Origin of the sequence: Maribellus maritimus (assembly GCF_022267315.1) — a bacterium.
Lineage (GTDB): Bacteria > Bacteroidota > Bacteroidia > Bacteroidales > Prolixibacteraceae > Draconibacterium > Draconibacterium maritimum.
On the sequence record NZ_JAIKLE010000013.1, the window covers coordinates 102,850 to 120,116 of the forward strand.

Genomic DNA, 17,267 nt, shown 5'->3' on the forward strand with positions numbered 1-17,267 from the left:
TATTTTTTGAACAACAAAGCAACCCTGTCTAAATTCATATATCTTTATAAGGTGTTTACAAACTGCAAATGGCAAGAACCCAAAAAAAAATACTGAAAATATTTGCCTGGATTGTGCTGGCTTTTCTGCTGTTGATAACAGGAGCAGGTATTTTTGTATTTTTTAAAGCAGAAAATTATATCAACAAAAACTTATCGGAAATTGTAGCAAAAAGTTCAAATCAACTCTATCAGCTTTCCTTTGATAAAATTGACATCGAACTATTTCCTTTGTCGGTAGTCGTTTCCGAGATTCAACTTTCTCCCGACGAAAGCCTGTCAATAAAAATTCTGAAAGAATCTGCAAACAAAGTCGTTTATTCGTTTGAATCAAAAAAAATCGAAGTCAGGGGAATTTCAGTAAAAAGTATTCTGAGAAACAAAAGATTCCATACAAATAAAATAATTATTGCTGATCCTCTTCTTGAAATAAGGGGAGACGAACTTATTTTAAAGGATTCTGTTCAAACTGCCGATAAAATTCTTTACGAAATCCGACCGCTGTTTCAAAAATATGTAAAAGATATTCAGGTTGACGAAATTGATTTTGTTAATGCACACTACCAGTTTTTTAACACTCCCGGAGATTCCTCTGTTGTCTCAAATGCAAAACATATTTCAGTCGGCATTAAAAACTTTCGCACCGACTCAACAATGATTTTTCAAAATTCGAAACTTTTCGACACCGATGACATTCTGGTACAGATGAATGATTTCCGTTTTAATTTTGGCGACAGTTTGCACGTGCTACAGATTGATACACTTGAGTACTCTTTACTAAGTTCTGATATCAGCGCCAGGAGTTTTCATCTTACCTACCTTGATAAAAACAGTGAAAAAAGTTTATACGATGTTTTTGTACCCCGCATGTATATGAAAAGTGATATCGTTAGCCGGTTAACAGTAAAAGACTCGATTGATGTAGATTTTTTAAAGTTTGAAAACCCAAGAATCCGCTTTTATCAAAAAGAAAATCCTCAGAAACTACAAATTGAAGATATTAGCAATTTTGATTTTTACTCACTAATTGACAATCAATTTACAAAAGTAGTAGTTGACAGCTTTTACCTTTCAAATGCCGATTTGGAAATTTACCGACAACCCGATATTGTAAACTATCAGCAAAAGTTTGAATCACTGGAAATTAATCTTAATGGATTTGAACTGGACTCATTGTCTTCGAAAAACCCGGAAAAATTATTGTATGCCGACGATTTGGAGATGGAAGTCAGCGACTATCATTTAAAACTTGAGGACAATGCACACGATTTTAGTGCTGGCTCTATGTTCTTCTCTACCTATTCAAACACTTTGGGAGTAAAAGAAATAAATATCTCGCCGGTTACTACAACAAAAAAACATCCACGTATTCATGTTAACATCGATTGCGAGGCAATTGAAGTAAGCGATGTGGATTTAAAAAAATTATATCACACCAGAACCTTACCTACCCGCGAGATATTGGTTACCAAACCAATTGTAAATTTGCAGGTTCATACTGATGCTGAAAAAATAAAAAAAACAAAGGAAACGGGTCTGCTTTTTGAACTAATTACGGCCTATTTAAGAGGTGTTTATTCTGATTTGGTTACAGTAAAACAGGGAAAACTAAATATTCAAAACTTAGCAGAAAGCAGTGTTAAAGGATATTTCGAGACCGGTTTTACATTTAACCTTACCGGCTTTTCACTCGATTCAACAAGCATTGAACAAACCGACAAGTTTTTTTACGCCACAAATTTTGACCTTGAATTTAATGATTACCAGATGCGACTGGTTGATGATTTACATAAAATAAATGTCGACCAAATTTCAATTTTAAGTTTTGAACGAAAAGTAGAGATTCAAAACTTACAATTGCAACCCGTTATTGAAAACGCTGACGAAACGACAATGAATCGTTTTAACCGCTCGGAGTTGTATAACATTAAAGTTCCCCGGATCATATTGTGGGGGGTAAACCTTCGAAATGCATTTTTTAACAACAAACTGAATATTTCACGTTTCCAGATTTTAAATCCTGAGATATATTTTGAAAACTTTGGCGCCCTGCGTCAGTCGCAGGAGAAAAAAGAATTTTCAGAGTTTTCGCAGTTGGTGTTTAACTATTTAGCGGACATTAACATCAGTCAAATCGATATTCCAAACGGAGAATTTGCGTGGATAAATCACACCAAAAAAGGGAAGACGACATCGTTTGACAATGAATTCTCAGCTACTCTAGAGAACTTCAGGCTAAATGAAAATGAACTGAATAAGAAACGTTTACTATTTTCCGACAACTTTGATATCTCGGTAAAAGACCAGCTTTTCCATTTGTCTGACAGCGTGCATATTTTACAGGCAGGGGAAATAAACCTCTCAACTGCAAAATCAACAATAAAAATCAGTAATGCGTTGCTTTATCCTGTAATTACATCCGAAAAATACAAACAGCTTCCTACTACATTTCAGGTTTCTATTCCAAACTTCGAAATCAGTAATTTTGATTTTTTAAAAGCATACTATTCCAAAGAACTGAATTTTAATAAACTTGAATTAAATAAACCAAAATTTCAGGTTTACAATCGGTCAGAAAAAACAAAATCGCTTGATTTAAGTAAGTATAAATTCCCATTGCCTTCATTTATAGAGGCCTTACAGCTTGGCGAGCTAAAAATATCGGGTGCCGAGGTTTTAACTTATGAAACCCGGGGAATAGACCAACATGCAAAAAGCTATTTCAACCTCGATTTAACCATCCCAAAAATTTCAATAAAAAACGACAACAAAAATCAGTTACAGATATCAACCGGGAATTTAATTTCAAAAATTTCTGATTTGAAATCGCCACTGGGAAAAACACATGAATTAGGCATTCAGCAGGTTGATTACAATCAAAAACAAAAAACAATTTCTATTTCGGGTTTACAGGTAAATCCATTTACCCAAAGTCAGGCTGAAAACAGGTTTTCAATTTCTATCCCAAAAATCAATTTTCACAATTTTGATATTAACAAAGTTTTAGAGGCCAACACCTATTCCTTTGATGAAATTGATTTTGTTAATCCGGATTTACAAATTGAAATAAATGACTCGATAAAAGGTAAGAACCTGGAAAAAGCAAAAACCCTGGATTTATATCCTTATGTTAACTCTTATGTAGATGAAATATTAGTAAAAAAACTAAATTTTGAAAATATAACGCTCGATTTCAGCTGGTTCAAAAAACAATTGTTTAAAAGAGATTTTAACCTGGTCTTCCACGAAATCAACATTGGTGAAAACCAAAATCCTGAAAACTTTCTTCATTCCAAAGAGTTTGAAATTTTAACCACGGGATTAAAAACCACAACAAAAAACAATCTTTATGAATTTACAGCGGATTCGTTGATTTACAATTCGCATAAACACAACATTCTTTTTAAAAATATACAGGTAAACCCGCTCCTGAGCCGTGAGGAACTCTCCAGGCAAAAAGGATTTCAGGTTGATTTTTTGAAAGCCAGAACCGATTTTGTTGAAGTAAAAGGTATTAATGAAAATTTGTGGGTAAAAAACAATATTCTTGATGCCGACGCAGCCATCGTTGGAAAAACGGATGTGGAAATTTTCAGAAACAAAAGATACCCGTTTGACCATAACCAACGCCCTCCATGGCCACAGGATTTGCTCCGAAACATCAAACAGCAGTTTGTTTTTGATTCACTCATTCTTAAACCGTCAACAATCAAATACAGTGAACTGATGGATATTTCGGATGAACCGGGTACAATAAAATTCGAAAATCTCAAATTTAGAACCGGTAAAATCTCGAATCAGCCTCAAATTATCAATCAGCAAAAAAATCTTGAAATCATTGCTTCAACAAAAATATTTGAACAAGCGACAATTAACGCCCGGTTTATTTTTGACTTAACCAGCAACAAGTATAAACACTCGGTTGCAGGCAACGTGGGAGAAATGCCGTTTACTGCCATTAACCCGATGTTGGAAAAAGCGGCGCCCGTTTCAATTGAAAGTGGCTATATCAACCGTTTTGATTTTAAATTCAATTTGAATGATAAATACGCAGAAGGTGCGCTCTATTTTGGTTATGATAATTTTAAAATCAATGTGCTTGAATTAAATGCGGACGGAGCAAAAAAATCAAAACTGGCATCTTTTTGGGCCAACAAAATGCTTCTAAATTCCAAAAATCCCAAAGGTGACAAATTTAACCCGGTTGAAATTTATTATGAAAGAGATGTGGAGCGTTCGATAATCAATTACTGGTGGAAATCAATATTAACAGGTACAAAAGAAGCTCTCGGTATAGAAAAAGAAAATTCAAAAGACTAAATATTTTTTTTACATGAACTGTTACAAGCCCTGATTGTTTGATAAATAGCCACTGTTATTCGATCTATTTAAACTAATTTTGACATAGTAACATAATTTTAGACCATGAAATACATTCTTAGCAAACTGGCAATATTAGCTTTTGTAGTATATCTGTTTTCATCCTGCGATCTCGTAGACAACGGTGGAGACGATAAGTCGGCTGATAGTTTTCTGACAGGTTATGAGCAAGTGAATACTTTTATTCCGTTAACAATTAATCTGGCATTGGATCAGATTCCCGGTGATTATCCGGAACTGGACTATATTAAAGGAAAAGTTCAACACGGAGTACTTGTTTATAAGATTACTTACAACACTTCGTTTGAAGGCCAGCTAAAATCAGCTTCCGGCTTGGTTTGTATTCCCACCGGTGAAGGCTCCTTTCCGTTAATGAGTTACCAAAACGGAACAAATACTCTAAACAGCAATGCGCCGTCGGTAAATCCCGATTACGAACTTTATCTTTTGCTTGAAGCAGTAGCATCGACCGGTTTTGTGGTTGTAATTCCGGATTATCTGGGTTTTGGTGAGTCATCAGACATGTTTCATCCTTACCTTGATAAAGAATCGTCAAATAAATCTGTTTTAGATATGCTTCGGGCAGCGCAGGAACTTGCCGAAAATCATATTGATACTGAGCTAAGCGGTGATTTGTACATTGCCGGTTATTCCCAAGGCGGATGGGCAACACTTCAGCTCCAGAAAGAAATTGAAAACCGGTACTCCGGAGAATTTAACCTGAAAGCCAGCGCATGTGGAGCAGGCCCTTATGACCTAAACTATGTGAACGAATACATCACCGCGCAAACAATCTATCCTATGCCCTATTATCTGGGATATATGTTCAACAGTTATTTGAACCTGGGAAATATAACAACACCCGTTAACGAGGTCTTTAAAGAACCTTACGCATCAAAAATTTTGAGTCTGTACGACGGATCGAAATCTAGTGGGGAAATTAATGCTGAACTAACCACAAATGTAAGCGACTTGCTTACAAATGATTATATTACAAATTTCAAAACCGATGAAAAATACACATCGGTTATAAATTCCCTGGAAGCCAACAGTATAACGGCCTGGGAAACAACCACACCCACTCTTTTGATTCACGGCCTGGCTGATAATTATGTACCGTCAAAAGTTTCCACTGACATTCACCAGGAATTTTTATCTCTTGGTATTGACCTGCAGCAAGTTACATGGCTGGGTTTACCCGAAACAGACCATATTGGAGGCATAGTACCTTCCGGTCTTGCTTCAGTGAGTTGGTTTCTGGAATTGGAAGAAGAGACTAATCCTTCTGAATAAAAGGCCGGTCGGACAGATTTTCTTAAAAATTTAATTTCGGCCAGTGAAAAAAGAGTATTCCAATCGTAATAAAAAAATTGATGGCTATAGCGATTGCTCCCTGGTCGTTTAATTTTTCGTATTTGCCATTCCAAAAAACCAAATAAAGAAAAGAAGAAAAAACAGCAGAACCAACGGCAAGGAAATACCAATTGCCTTGTTGAGCGAAAACAGCTATTGCTGATACGATAAAACCAACACCTGCCAAAATACAAAAATTGCCTGCGAAAGCACGAACTGCCTTTTTTCCAAAAAAAGGAGCAAAGAGCCAGGAATTATCCGGCCATTGCATATGAGGCTGTAACTTGAAAAAGCGTGCGCTATGCCCAAAATATAAAAAGTGGACAAGCCCGTGCAAAATAAAAAAGATTCCGATAACAATTGACATGGTTTGTTATTGATTTACACTCAATTAATCATTCTAAATATAAAAATATTTGATACAAAAATGTGCTTATTTAGTCACGAATGAACAAAAAAAGATGTATGTAATCTCAAATTAGTTAGTTTAGGAGAATAAACGTACAATACACGATGAAAAACACAAACTTTATTCTAATTCTACTGGTAATCTCTTTTTTGGCTTGTAACAGAGAAAACAAATCTATACCTGACACCGTACCTCAGGAAACGATGAATCAGGTTTATGAAGAAGTAAAAACTCCCTTTAAATATGGTATTGTATACCAGCATCCTGACTCATCCAAAATGGTCGACTCTCCGACTATTTTCAGAGAAAATAACAAATGGTATATGACTTATATCGTATTCGATGGCAATGGTTATGAAACCTGGCTGGCTGAAAGCGACAACCTCCTGAATTGGGAAACCAAAGGAAAAATACTTTCGTTCACAGAAAATACCTGGGATGCAAACCAAAAGGCAGGATATGTTGCACTGGTTGACATAAAATGGGGTGGTGAATATTCTGTTAAAAAATTTAAGGAAAAATACTGGATGACCTACCTGGGAGGAAATACAGCAGGTTACGAAACCGGGATATTAAAAACAGGTATTGCCAATTCAACAACATTGACAAACGCTCAGCACTGGAATGTTGCTGATAAGCCAATCCTCTCACCTTTGGATACAAATGCCCGCTGGTTCGAAAATAAGACCATTTATAAAAGTTTGGTTATTTATGATAATTCAAACCAAACAGGACATCCTTTTGTAATGTATTATAATGCAAAGGGAGATACAAGTAATTATGAAAGTATAGGAATGGCTGTTTCCGACGATATGACAAACTGGAAACGTTTCGGAGAAAATCCTGTAATAACCAAACACAAAGGAATTTGTGGTGACGCCCAAATCGCAAAATATAACAATCTCTATATTATGTTTTATTTTGGTGCATTTTGGAAGCCGGGAGCTTTTGAACGATTTGCATGCTCGTATGATCTGGTAAACTGGACTGAATGGAATGGTCCTGATTTAATTGCTCCCTCAGAAAATTACGATATACAATATGCGCATAAACCATGGGTGATAAAATGGGAAGGGGTTGTTTATCATTTTTACAATGCGGTTGGAGATAAGGGAAGAGTAATTGCACTGGCCACGTCGAAAAATATTTCTCCGGAATAATAACTTAAATTCACATATTTCAAAGATTGTCCCGATTCGAACTGAATTTTAATTTTCTTGTTCTTTCTGTAGAGTATGATGAAATATCCACTAATAATATTTGACGGTGTTTGTAATTTATGCAACGGCGCAGTTGATTTTGTTTTAAGCCGCGACTATCAAAAGCAATTCCGTTTTGTCACGCTTCAGTCGGAAGCCGGAGAAAAAGTTCTTCGTGAACTTCAAATTCCTGCTGAAACAGATTCTGTAATTCTATATTGGAAAAAGGAACTCTTTACTGAATCGGAAGCAGCACTTGAAATTGTTCGTTTACTTCCCGCTCCATGGAAATGGGCGGTGGTATTCAAATTTATTCCGAAAAAACCAAGAGATAAAATTTACCGCTGGATAGCTAAAAACCGTTATCGATGGTTTGGCCAAAAACAAACATGCCGTCTTCCCTCCCCCCAGGAAAAACAGTTCTTTCCTGAAGCGGATGACCTAAAATTCTAAATCGCCCTCTTCGTATTTTTTATACATTTCAGACAACAGTCCCAGCCACTTACTAATGCGTTTTATCGCCTCCGTTGTTTCATCAGAAATGGTCTTTTTCTGCATCTTTAATAAAAGAAAACCATAAATGGCTGTAATAGCCAAATCCACATCATTTTGGGCTTCCTTATTCTTTTGTTTCAATTCAGTAATTAAACCTGCTACTGCTTGGTAGGTGCTGATATAATTTTCGTCAATTCCGGTCTCCATCAGTTTGAGATGGATCTGATTTACATCATTTATCAGGTTCACCAAAAACTGTAAATGCCCTTGTTCCCGAATCCCCTCTTTGTCCATCATGATAACCAGGTTGCTGTACCAATCCGTTATCTCTTTTGAAGTATTTTCGTCTACACGGTAGTTTGTCACCAGTTGGTTCTCAATCAGATTCATATCCAGACGAAAAGCCCGGATTAAATCTTCAACCTGATAGATATATAAAATATATTCTGCAATATTTTCTTTTCTTTTCTTTTTTGCTACGAGCATGATAATCGTCTTTTAAAATATTCATTCTGAGGTTTAGAAAGGCTCTCTCCTAATAAATTCCGGGATAAAGGTATGGAAATTTCAGAAGTCAAAAAATTCGTCTAAATCACGACGATCCTTTTTGGTTGGCCGGCCGGTTCCTCTTTCACGGGTAATCCAGCGCATATTCTTTTGCATTTCAATAATCTCGAGTTCCTCCGGTGGTGTAACATCTTCCAGAAAATCAAGAACAAATTTAGCTGACATCCTTTTTTCGGCCAGCTTTACTACCTTAAAACTCCTCACCACCTGATCTTTTCTAACTTTAACAGTTTCTCCGGCATGTACAATACGTGATGGCTTTACAGGCAAATCATCGATAGAAATATGACCTTTACGACAAGCATCAGTAGCCTGGCTTCTCGTTTTGTAAATACGAACGGCCCATAACCATTTATCCACACGCACATTTTCCGCCATCTATTTCTTTTTATTAAAAAAATTCATTGTTCGTTCGATACCAATGGTGCCAAAACCTTTAATCATTTCAATACAATGATCCAATTTTTCCGGCATTTCTTTTTGTTCGTCTTTGGTCCAGTCACTGAGTACATAATCAACCTGAAATCCTTTGTGGAAATCATCGCCGATACCAAAACGAAGCCGTGCATAATCATTCCTGCCCAGCACCTGATTAATGTTTTTTAATCCGTTGTGGCCACCGTCACTACCTTTTGCCCTTAGCCGAATCGTTCCAAATGGTAGTGCAATATCATCAACCAGCACCAGTATATTTTCAATACCAATATTTTCTTTTTGCATCCAATAATTTACAGCCCTGCCACTTAAATTCATATAAGTGCTTGGCTTTAATAATATAAACGTTCGGGCTTTAAATTTATACTCAGCTACAAATCCGTATCGCTTGTCATTAAAACTAATATTGGACGCCTCAGCGAGTGCGTCCAATATTTGAAAGCCAATATTATGGCGAGTATTTTTGTATTCTGGCCCTATATTACCGAGACCGGCAATTAAGTACTTCACAGAATTTGTATTTTAAGATTATTCTTCGCTGGCCTGTGTTTCAGTTGCTTCACCTTCAGCTGTTTCTCCTTCAGCGGCTTCATCTTCTTCATCTTCAGGAAGTGTTCCCATACCAGCTTTTGCAGCTCTTGAAGTGATTACTGAAACCACCATATTTGATTTACTGTCCAAAAACTCAATATTTTCAACTTTCAAATCGGCAACTTTTATACTCTGACCAATTGCTAATTTCGTAATGTCGACGTTAATAACATCCGGCAGGTTCTCAGCCAATGCTTTTACCTTCAGTAAACGAAGGTTTTGTTTGAGTTTACCACCCGATTTTACTCCTCTGGCCAAACCATTCAATTTAACCGGTACTGCAATTTTAACTGGTTTTCCCTCTACAACTTTCATAAAATCGACATGAAGAACAACTTCTTCAACAGGGTGCCACTGAATATCCTGCATAATGGCCTGATGAGTTTTACCATCGATGTCAATATCCACTAAATATACACTGGGTGTATAGATCAATTTTCTTAATTCACTAAAAGGAATTGTGAAGTGTAATACATCTTCTCCGCCATACAATACAGCCGGAACCAACTCCTCAGCGCGAAGTTTTTTAGCTTCTTTTTTACCTAAGGACTCTCTAACCTGTCCTTTAATTGTTACTGATTTCATTTGTAATAATTTACGTTAATAATTATGGTACTCAGTCCTTCCCGAGGTTTCGGGACAAACAGCATGCATATTATTAATGCCTCTGCCTATGGAAAAAGCGGTGCAAATATATAAATTACCTGTAATATAACGAACTAATTGATTGATTTTTATAAACCCGTTGAATAGCTTCCCCAAATGCATCAGCCACGGATATATATTTTATCTTTTCGCTTTCAGTTTTTGGATGAATTGAATCGGTAAAATATACTTCAGTTAATGCCGATTTTTCTATTCGCTCAATTGCCGGACCGGAAAGCACTCCATGCGCTGCAAATGCCCTTACACTTGCCGCCCCTTTGTCTTTCATTAAATTAGCTGCTTTTGTAATCGTGCCGGCTGTATCTATCATATCGTCAACAATAATGATATCCTTATCTTTAACATCGCCGATTACCGACATACTGCCAACAACATTGGCTTTTGCCCTTGTTTTATGACAAATCACCATTTCGGTTTCCAACATCCTCGCATAGGTGTTGGCTCTTTTTGTTCCACCAACATCAGGCGATGCAATCACAACATTATCCAGTCCCATTTTTTCGATAAAAGGAACAAACATTGCCGAAGCATATAAATGATCTACCGGTACATTAAAAAAGCCCTGAATCTGGTCGGCATGTAAATCCAGTGTAATCAGCCGATCGATTCCGGCAACAGACAAAACGTCAGCAAAAAGTTTAGCTCCGATTGAAACACGGGGTTTATCTTTCCTGTCCTGACGGGCATAGCCAAAATAAGGAACTACTGCAATTATTTTATATGCACTGGCTCTTTTGGCTGCATCAATCATCAATAATAATTCCAGCAAGTTATCACCGGGAGGCGGAGTAGATTGTACAATAAATACATGAGAACCACGAATGGTTTCTTCATAACAGGGTTCAAATTCGCCATCCGCAAAAACCGGACATGAGGACAAACCCAAATCCACATTTAAACTGTCGCAAATTTTTTCTGTTAAATACCGTGTGTTCCTTCCGGAAAAAATTTTCAAAGGGTGACTTTTACTGCCCATTTCACTATTTTTATTCATTAAAATCGAATTTGCTGCAAAGTTAATAAACTTTGCTATTCATATTTTTTGTTGTTAAAAAGTTAGAACATTTCCTTTAAAACTTATTTTGATTCAGAACGATTTGTTGTTTCTATAAAATTCAGGATCTCTGATTTTCCTTTTCCCAAAGTAGACGAAGTCACAAAAAAACCAGGCATTGTTTCCCATGTTTTTAACATTTCCTCCTGGTAGTTTTTTAAATTTTTCTCTTGTTCTTCGGGTTTTAATTTATCGGCTTTGGTAAATACAATCACAAACGGAATTCCGTTTACGCCCAGCCATTCCATAAACTCCAGATCGGCTTTCTGCGGACTATGCCTGATATCGATCAACACAAACAGACAATATAAATTTTCGCGTCGAAGAATGTATTTCCGAAGAAACTTTTCCCATTTTAACCGTTCCGTTTTGGGTACTTTTGCATAGCCATACCCAGGTAAATCTACAAGATACCACTCTTCGTTAATCAAAAAATGATTAATTAGTTGTGTTTTACCTGGCTTTCCTGATGTTTTTGCCAACGACTTTTTGTCGGTCAGCATATTTATCAGCGAGGACTTTCCAACATTGGATCGCCCAATAAATGCATACTCCGGCCTGTCCGGCTTCGGACACTTTTTCACATCGGTGTTGCTAACAATAAAACGTGCTTCTTTAATTTCCATTTCTGAAAATTAATTTAATGATTTTACCTTCTGAATTTAATGAAAAAAAGGAAAATATGGAATTTTCTACTTTATGTAAACTTCAAGTGTTTTTACACCGGCTGAAAGCGGCTTCAACTTATAGGTTTCCAGACTTGCAGGAATTAAAACTGTTTCGCCTTTTTTCACCTGTTCCCTTCCGTCTTCAAATTCAACTTCAAACTCACCGTCAAGATTCATATAAATTATAAATGAATCAAGCCGGTTATATTCTTTTTCAAGCATTTTATCAAATTCAAGGAAATTTGTTGTAAAATACTCGCAGCTTACAATCTCGGATGACAAGTTTTTCTCCTTCGTATACTTTGTTTTGTAATCTTCTTTATACGAAAAATCAATGGCATCGAGCGCCAAATCAACATGTAATTCTCTTTCGTTACCGTTGGCATCCTTTCGGTTGTAATCAAAAATACGATAGGTCACGTCCGAGGTTTGCTGGATTTCTGCAACAAGAGCACCCTTTCCAATCGCATGGACACGTCCTGCAGGAATAAAGAAAACATCGCCTTCCAAAACTTTGTCGTAATGGAGCAAGTCCATTAATTTCCCGGAACTAAAATATTCAAGGTATTTTTCCTTTGTCACTTCCTGGCTAAATCCCGAGTTTATCAGTGCGTCATTTTCAGCGCCAACAACATACCACATTTCAGTTTTCCCAAAAGCATTGTGCCGTTTTTTCGACAGTTCATCATTCGGATGAACCTGCACCGACAAATCATCAGCAGCATCGATAAATTTAATAAGCAGCGGGAACTCAACTCCAAACTTTTTAAAAACTTTATCCCCAACCAGATCGCCCATATATATTTCAACCAGTTCCTGTAAATTATTTCCGGCAAGAAATCCGTTAGACACTTCTGAAATATTTCCTTCCACGCCCGAAATCTCCCAACTCTCACCACAATTGGAAAGAGAACCGTAATCTTTATTCAGCAACGACTTCATTCGGTTTCCGCCCCAAATCTTTTCATGATAAAGGGGTTTAAATTTTAAAGGATATAAACCACTCATTTTGTTTACTTTTTAAAAATTGATACAAGAAAAACAGCATTAAAACTCATAATCCACGGCAGCACGTGCCGAAGTGGTCTCACCAATCCGTTTCACCACCTTCAAATGCTCGGGATGAACACGATAAACATCCAAATCCTCAAGTGACTCAAAATGAGAAATTAAAACAAGATCGTAACTTTTGGCTTCAAGCTCGTAATTAACACCAACCTCAAGGTACTTTACTTCTTCAATTTTTCCCTTTAACCCTTCAAGAGCAGCTTTCAATTCTGCTATCACAGCCTGCTTTTCCTGTTTTGAATAGTCATTCAGCTTAAAAAGAACTACGTGATTAATCATTACTGTCTATTTTTTGTATCTTGTATTTTTATCGCTGCGAAAATAGTGTTTTCTTAGCGGTACGTTTTAAAACCGACGTCATTAATTAGTTAAATATAACAATAAACTTTCAAAGAAAATGCTCGTAATTGGCATTGCCGGCGGCACAGGATCAGGAAAAACAACCGTGGTAAAAAAAATAACCGAACAGTTTCCCAAAAAGGAAGTTGCCGTTTTATCCCACGATTCCTATTATTTTGACAACAGTGATTTAAGCCTGGAAGAAAGACGAAAAAAAAATTTCGATCACCCGGATTCAATTGAGTTTGATTTAATGATTGAGCATGTAAAAAAGCTAAAACACGGAGAGAGTATACAAGAACCAATTTATTCATTTATTACCTGTACCCGCTCAAAAGAAACCAACCTCGTCACACCGCAAAAAGTGCTGATAATTGAAGGAATTTTATGTCTGACCAGCAAAGCACTCCGTAATTTAATGGATATTAAAGTATTTGTTGACTGCGACTCTGATATCCGTTTGTCAAGAGTGATAATGCGTGATATTCTCGAACGGGGAAGAAATGTAAAACAGGTGCTGACCCGTTACGAAAAAACAGTTCGCCCGAGCCATATACAATTTATTGAACCAACTAAAAGATTTGCTGACATTATTATTCCTCAGGGAGGGATGAACCAGGTTGCAATTAATATTTTAACCAATCATATAAACCAAACACTAAAAACATTATAAATGCTTGAAAATTTGAACATTGAAGAAATTCTGTTTCTCGACATTGAAACAGTGCCGCTGGCTCCGGAATACGGAGAGTTAACAGAAAAATGGAAAGAGTTGTGGGAACACAAAATGCAATACCACATTACCAATGGAGAGCCTGCTGAAGATTTATACGATCGTGCAGGAATTTATGCCGAATTTGGAAAGATTATCTGTATCTCAGCAGGATATGTAACACAAAAAAAAGGTGAGCCATTTTTCAGGGTAAAATCATTTTACGATGATGATGAAAAGAAACTAATAAAAAACTTTTTTAATGCCTGGAAAAAATTTGCTCAGGCAGGTAAAAGGAGACTTTGTGCGCATAACGGACAGGAATTTGATTTCCCTTATATTGCCCGGCGCGCATTGGTAAATAATGTTCCCCTGCCAAAAATTCTGGATATTGCCGGAGCAAAACCATGGGAAATAAAAGAGCAGTTAATTGATACACTCCAGCTATGGAAATTTGGTGATTACAAACACTACACTTCGCTCTCTCTTCTATGTGAATTATTTAACATTCCAACTCCCAAGGATGATATTGATGGAAGCCAGGTAGCTAAAATTTACTGGGAAGAAAATGATATTGACCGTATTATTCGTTACTGTGAAAAAGACACACTTGCAGTTGCCAACCTTTTACTAAAATACAAAGGAGACAAAATAATACCTTTTGAAAACCTGGTTAGCGTCTAGCAAACGTAATTTACAACCAACTGTTAATCAACCCAGAAACAACAACAGGTATTTTATCACCAGTCGTCGAAAAAACGAGTTTTTTGTATTTCTTTTTTTTCTATCTTTCGCCGCTTTTTATTGAAAAAAATGAAAAAAAAGAACGAATTACAATATTTGGTTATTGCGGCACGAAGATTTTTACGTTCAATCTTAAGCATTACCGATGGCACAGATATTGATTCTACGATTGCCGGAATAAAACGAGACATTAGTTTCCGTGGCCCCACAGCCTGGATTCTGATTTTTTCGATTTTTATAGCTTCTATCGGACTCAATGTAAACTCAACCGCAGTAATAATCGGCGCGATGTTAATTTCTCCGTTAATGGGTCCTATTCTTGGGATTGGGCTCTCCATTGGAACCAACGATTTTGAAACGCTTATCCGTTCACTTAAAAACCTTGGTATTGCTGTTTCCATCGCGCTAATTACATCTACTCTGTATTTTTTAGTAACACCTTTAAATATTGAACAATCGGAGCTGCTGGCCCGTACAAAGCCAACAATCCTGGATGTTATGGTTGCACTTTTGGGCGGATTTGCCGGCATTGTAGCAGGTTCGCGAAAGGAAAAAACCAATGTTATTCCGGGTGTGGCTATCGCAACTGCACTTATGCCGCCACTTTGTACCGCCGGTTATGGCCTGGCTACTTTCAAAATGCATTATTTTCTGGGTGCATTTTATCTCTTTTTTATCAATTCTGTTTTTATCAGCCTCGCCACATTTCTTGTGGTGAAATATCTGAAATTCCCGCTTGTCAACTACCTAAATCCGTTAAAAGCCAAACGTTACCAGATAATTGTTACCGCATTTATAATTGTAACAATTATTCCCAGTGGGATTATTTTCTACAATGTTATTCAGGAAACCCGCTTTTCAATTGCAGCTGAAAATTTTGTAAACGATAAAGCAAGCTTTTCCGGAAGCGAGCTTATCAACAAAAAAATTACATATTCCGATACGCTTTCTACCATAGACCTCTATTATATCGGGGAAGAAATTTCGGAGGAAAAAGAGATGTTTTTACAGGATATGTTAACAACCTACGGTTTAAATGGAAAAAAAACATTTGCTATTACAAAAAAAACCCGGGTCCGGGTACATCAGAATAAAAATAACGAGGCTGACTTTGAACAAAGAATGACCGACATGAATAACGATCTCAGACTTAAAATCCTGGAGGATATTTATACCAAAAACGAACAAATTATAAACGACAAGGAGTTAAAAATCCAATTGCTGGAAGCAGAAATTATGCGACTCAGTGTACAGGATACGATTCCTTTTAAACAGATAAATTCAGAATTAAAGTTCCATTTTGATAACATCGAAAAATTCGCTTTCGCAAACATCAGGCAATTAAAAGTGATAAACGATACTATGAGGATAGATACTATTCCTACTTTTCTTGTAAACTACAAATCAGAAATTCGTCCGCAAATAGCTGCTGATGAAAACCAAAAGATAAATGAATGGCTGCGAATTCGTTTTAACAACCCTAAAATTTCTGTAATCAATTATTAAAACTACATTTTCATCATACGGTCTATCTCCCGCTTGGCATCTTTTTGCTTTAAGGTTTCACGTTTGTCATACACCTTTTTACCTTTTGCGAGGGCGATTTCCAACTTTGCCAGGCCACGGTCGTTTACAAAAAGTTTAACGGGAACAATAGTATGTCCCGACTCTTTAACTTTTTTCTCCAGTTTCTGGAGTTCTTTTCGGTTTAATAACAATTTCCTGTCGCGTTTTGCTTCGTGATTGTTATGAGTTCCCATTTCGTATTCTGAAATATGCAAATTTTTCACGTATAACTCGGAACCGTAAAACTGACAATACGAATCAGAAAGATTTGCTTTTCCGTTGCGGATGGATTTTATTTCGGTGCCCAGCAATTGCATCCCCGCCGTAAACCTTTCAATCAGTTCGTATTCAAAAGTAACCTTTCGGTTTTTTATATTAATATTTGCCTGTTTGTGTGCCATTTAAAAATATGCGGTTAAAAGTTTGGAAAGTATTATACTTAAAAAACTAAATACAAAAAAGTTCACCAAAATGGTAATGATAATATAGCTGTCTTTTTTTTCTTTGGGGAGTTCAAGCAACTCATTTGCACCCAACCAAAAAATATAGAAACTATAAATACCCAGAATATCAAGAACATATAAAAACTGAAACAACCCCGTTAATATTGAAACCACTAAAAAAGGTGTCATCGAAAAAAGCACGAGTTTTCTCACTACTTCGATATTCTTTTCTCCCTTAAAAGTTTTTATCAACTCGTTTGTAAAATATACAGCCAACAAATACTGCAATACAAAAAGAACAATTTCACGCATTGCCTTTAGCACGGCATACCCCATATAAAAATGCGAGCTTCTAAAAAATTCTCCTAAAAAAACAGCTACTGCAGCAAGCCCCAAAAGCGGAAGAAAAAAGCCGGTAATTCGTTGAGCATGTGTTTCTGTTGATTCTTTCTGTGTCATCCAAAAATCCTTTGGATTCAGAATATTTTCTTTTAGGGTTGTAACTATCTTTTTTTTGTTATTTGCTTCCATTCCTCCCTG

The 17,267-nt window shown here is 36.5% G+C and carries 18 protein-coding genes; 7 read left to right on the forward strand and 11 right to left on the reverse strand.

Annotated elements, in window-relative coordinates; all coding sequences use genetic code 11:
- Positions 1–68: 68 nt before the first annotated feature.
- Both K5G00_RS13320 and K5G00_RS13325 read left to right on the forward strand, forming a co-directional pair.
- Positions 69–4,358, forward strand: coding sequence for an AsmA family protein (locus K5G00_RS13320; RefSeq protein ID WP_238766647.1), 4,290 nt, complete (start codon positions 69–71; stop codon positions 4,356–4,358).
- A 105-nt stretch (positions 4,359–4,463) separates the two neighbouring features.
- Positions 4,464–5,711 (forward strand): alpha/beta hydrolase family protein, encoded by a 1,248-nt coding sequence (locus tag K5G00_RS13325; RefSeq protein WP_238766648.1) that lies wholly within the window; start codon positions 4,464–4,466, stop codon positions 5,709–5,711.
- A gap of 22 nt (positions 5,712–5,733) precedes the next feature.
- Here the strand turns inward: K5G00_RS13325 and K5G00_RS13330 are convergent, their stop codons facing one another.
- Positions 5,734–6,138 (reverse strand): hypothetical protein, encoded by a 405-nt coding sequence (locus tag K5G00_RS13330; RefSeq protein ID WP_238766649.1) that lies wholly within the window; start codon positions 6,136–6,138, stop codon positions 5,734–5,736.
- 146 nt (positions 6,139–6,284) lie between these two features.
- Between K5G00_RS13330 and K5G00_RS13335 the strand changes: the two genes are divergently transcribed.
- Positions 6,285–7,340: a glycoside hydrolase family protein gene (locus K5G00_RS13335; RefSeq protein WP_238766650.1), complete on the forward strand. Its 1,056-nt coding sequence runs from the start codon at positions 6,285–6,287 to the stop codon at positions 7,338–7,340.
- Between the two features lie 75 nt (positions 7,341–7,415).
- The gene (locus K5G00_RS13340) at positions 7,416–7,832 is read left to right on the forward strand and encodes a thiol-disulfide oxidoreductase DCC family protein (RefSeq protein ID WP_238766651.1); all 417 of its coding nucleotides are present in this window, start codon (positions 7,416–7,418) and stop codon (positions 7,830–7,832) included.
- On the opposite strand, the gene K5G00_RS13345 is transcribed toward K5G00_RS13340, so the two are convergent.
- The 8 genes from K5G00_RS13345 to K5G00_RS13380 form a co-directional block, all read right to left on the reverse strand.
- Complete coding sequence (locus K5G00_RS13345; protein WP_238766652.1) at positions 7,821–8,360, reverse strand: DUF4924 family protein; 540 nt, start codon at positions 8,358–8,360, stop codon at positions 7,821–7,823. The genes K5G00_RS13340 and K5G00_RS13345 overlap by 12 nt on opposite strands.
- A gap of 81 nt (positions 8,361–8,441) precedes the next feature.
- Positions 8,442–8,819, reverse strand: a complete 378-nt coding sequence (locus tag K5G00_RS13350) for an RNA-binding S4 domain-containing protein (protein ID WP_238766653.1) — start codon at positions 8,817–8,819, stop codon at positions 8,442–8,444.
- Positions 8,820–9,386: an aminoacyl-tRNA hydrolase gene (gene pth, locus K5G00_RS13355; protein ID WP_158862410.1), complete on the reverse strand. Its 567-nt coding sequence runs from the start codon at positions 9,384–9,386 to the stop codon at positions 8,820–8,822.
- Positions 9,387–9,404: 18 nt separating this feature from the next.
- The gene (locus K5G00_RS13360) at positions 9,405–10,052 is read right to left on the reverse strand and encodes a 50S ribosomal protein L25/general stress protein Ctc (RefSeq protein WP_238766654.1); all 648 of its coding nucleotides are present in this window, start codon (positions 10,050–10,052) and stop codon (positions 9,405–9,407) included.
- 115 nt (positions 10,053–10,167) lie between these two features.
- Entirely contained in the window at positions 10,168–11,127 is a 960-nt protein-coding gene (locus K5G00_RS13365; protein WP_238766655.1) for a ribose-phosphate pyrophosphokinase, read from the reverse strand.
- A gap of 83 nt (positions 11,128–11,210) precedes the next feature.
- Positions 11,211–11,813, reverse strand: coding sequence for a ribosome biogenesis GTP-binding protein YihA/YsxC (yihA, locus tag K5G00_RS13370; RefSeq protein ID WP_238766656.1), 603 nt, complete (start codon positions 11,811–11,813; stop codon positions 11,211–11,213).
- A gap of 66 nt (positions 11,814–11,879) precedes the next feature.
- On the reverse strand, positions 11,880–12,863 hold the full coding sequence (locus tag K5G00_RS13375; protein ID WP_238766657.1) for a type I phosphomannose isomerase catalytic subunit: 984 nt from the start codon (positions 12,861–12,863) through the stop codon (positions 11,880–11,882).
- Between the two features lie 39 nt (positions 12,864–12,902).
- A complete protein-coding gene (locus tag K5G00_RS13380; protein ID WP_238766658.1) occupies positions 12,903–13,202 on the reverse strand; it encodes a Dabb family protein in 300 nt (99 codons plus the stop codon).
- Between the two features lie 118 nt (positions 13,203–13,320).
- On the opposite strand from K5G00_RS13380, the gene udk reads away from it, so the two are divergent.
- The 3 genes from udk to K5G00_RS13395 all read left to right on the forward strand — a co-directional run bounded on the left by udk (position 13,321) and on the right by K5G00_RS13395 (position 16,224).
- Positions 13,321–13,935: a uridine kinase gene (udk, locus tag K5G00_RS13385; protein WP_238766659.1), complete on the forward strand. Its 615-nt coding sequence runs from the start codon at positions 13,321–13,323 to the stop codon at positions 13,933–13,935.
- On the forward strand, positions 13,936–14,658 hold the full coding sequence (locus K5G00_RS13390; RefSeq protein ID WP_238766660.1) for a 3'-5' exonuclease: 723 nt from the start codon (positions 13,936–13,938) through the stop codon (positions 14,656–14,658).
- Positions 14,659–14,787: 129 nt separating this feature from the next.
- Complete coding sequence (locus K5G00_RS13395; RefSeq protein ID WP_238766661.1) at positions 14,788–16,224, forward strand: DUF389 domain-containing protein; 1,437 nt, start codon at positions 14,788–14,790, stop codon at positions 16,222–16,224.
- Between the two features lie 2 nt (positions 16,225–16,226).
- Here the strand turns inward: K5G00_RS13395 and smpB are convergent, their stop codons facing one another.
- Positions 16,227–16,685, reverse strand: a complete 459-nt coding sequence (gene smpB, locus K5G00_RS13400) for an SsrA-binding protein SmpB (protein WP_238766662.1) — start codon at positions 16,683–16,685, stop codon at positions 16,227–16,229.
- A complete protein-coding gene (locus K5G00_RS13405) occupies positions 16,686–17,258 on the reverse strand; it encodes a Yip1 family protein (RefSeq protein WP_238766663.1) in 573 nt (190 codons plus the stop codon).
- Positions 17,259–17,267: the final 9 nt, after the last annotated feature.

Excerpts from the sequence above, each read along its gene's own strand:
- K5G00_RS13320 (WP_238766647.1), top strand. The coding sequence starts at position 69 with ATGGCAAGAACCCAAAAAAAAATACTGAAAATATTTGCCTGGATTGTG.
- K5G00_RS13325 (WP_238766648.1), top strand. The coding sequence starts at position 4,464 with ATGAAATACATTCTTAGCAAACTGGCAATATTAGCTTTTGTAGTATAT.
- K5G00_RS13330 (WP_238766649.1), bottom strand. The coding sequence starts at position 6,138 with ATGTCAATTGTTATCGGAATCTTTTTTATTTTGCACGGGCTTGTCCAC.
- K5G00_RS13335 (WP_238766650.1), top strand. The coding sequence starts at position 6,285 with ATGAAAAACACAAACTTTATTCTAATTCTACTGGTAATCTCTTTTTTG.
- K5G00_RS13340 (WP_238766651.1), top strand. The coding sequence starts at position 7,416 with ATGATGAAATATCCACTAATAATATTTGACGGTGTTTGTAATTTATGC.
- K5G00_RS13345 (WP_238766652.1), bottom strand. The coding sequence starts at position 8,360 with ATGCTCGTAGCAAAAAAGAAAAGAAAAGAAAATATTGCAGAATATATT.
- K5G00_RS13350 (WP_238766653.1), bottom strand. The coding sequence starts at position 8,819 with ATGGCGGAAAATGTGCGTGTGGATAAATGGTTATGGGCCGTTCGTATT.
- K5G00_RS13360 (WP_238766654.1), bottom strand. The coding sequence starts at position 10,052 with ATGAAATCAGTAACAATTAAAGGACAGGTTAGAGAGTCCTTAGGTAAA.
- K5G00_RS13365 (WP_238766655.1), bottom strand. The coding sequence starts at position 11,127 with ATGAATAAAAATAGTGAAATGGGCAGTAAAAGTCACCCTTTGAAAATT.
- yihA (WP_238766656.1), bottom strand. The coding sequence starts at position 11,813 with ATGGAAATTAAAGAAGCACGTTTTATTGTTAGCAACACCGATGTGAAA.
- K5G00_RS13375 (WP_238766657.1), bottom strand. The coding sequence starts at position 12,863 with ATGAGTGGTTTATATCCTTTAAAATTTAAACCCCTTTATCATGAAAAG.
- K5G00_RS13380 (WP_238766658.1), bottom strand. The coding sequence starts at position 13,202 with ATGATTAATCACGTAGTTCTTTTTAAGCTGAATGACTATTCAAAACAG.
- udk (WP_238766659.1), top strand. The coding sequence starts at position 13,321 with ATGCTCGTAATTGGCATTGCCGGCGGCACAGGATCAGGAAAAACAACC.
- K5G00_RS13390 (WP_238766660.1), top strand. The coding sequence starts at position 13,936 with ATGCTTGAAAATTTGAACATTGAAGAAATTCTGTTTCTCGACATTGAA.
- K5G00_RS13395 (WP_238766661.1), top strand. The coding sequence starts at position 14,788 with ATGAAAAAAAAGAACGAATTACAATATTTGGTTATTGCGGCACGAAGA.
- smpB (WP_238766662.1), bottom strand. The coding sequence starts at position 16,685 with ATGGCACACAAACAGGCAAATATTAATATAAAAAACCGAAAGGTTACT.
- K5G00_RS13405 (WP_238766663.1), bottom strand. The coding sequence starts at position 17,258 with ATGGAAGCAAATAACAAAAAAAAGATAGTTACAACCCTAAAAGAAAAT.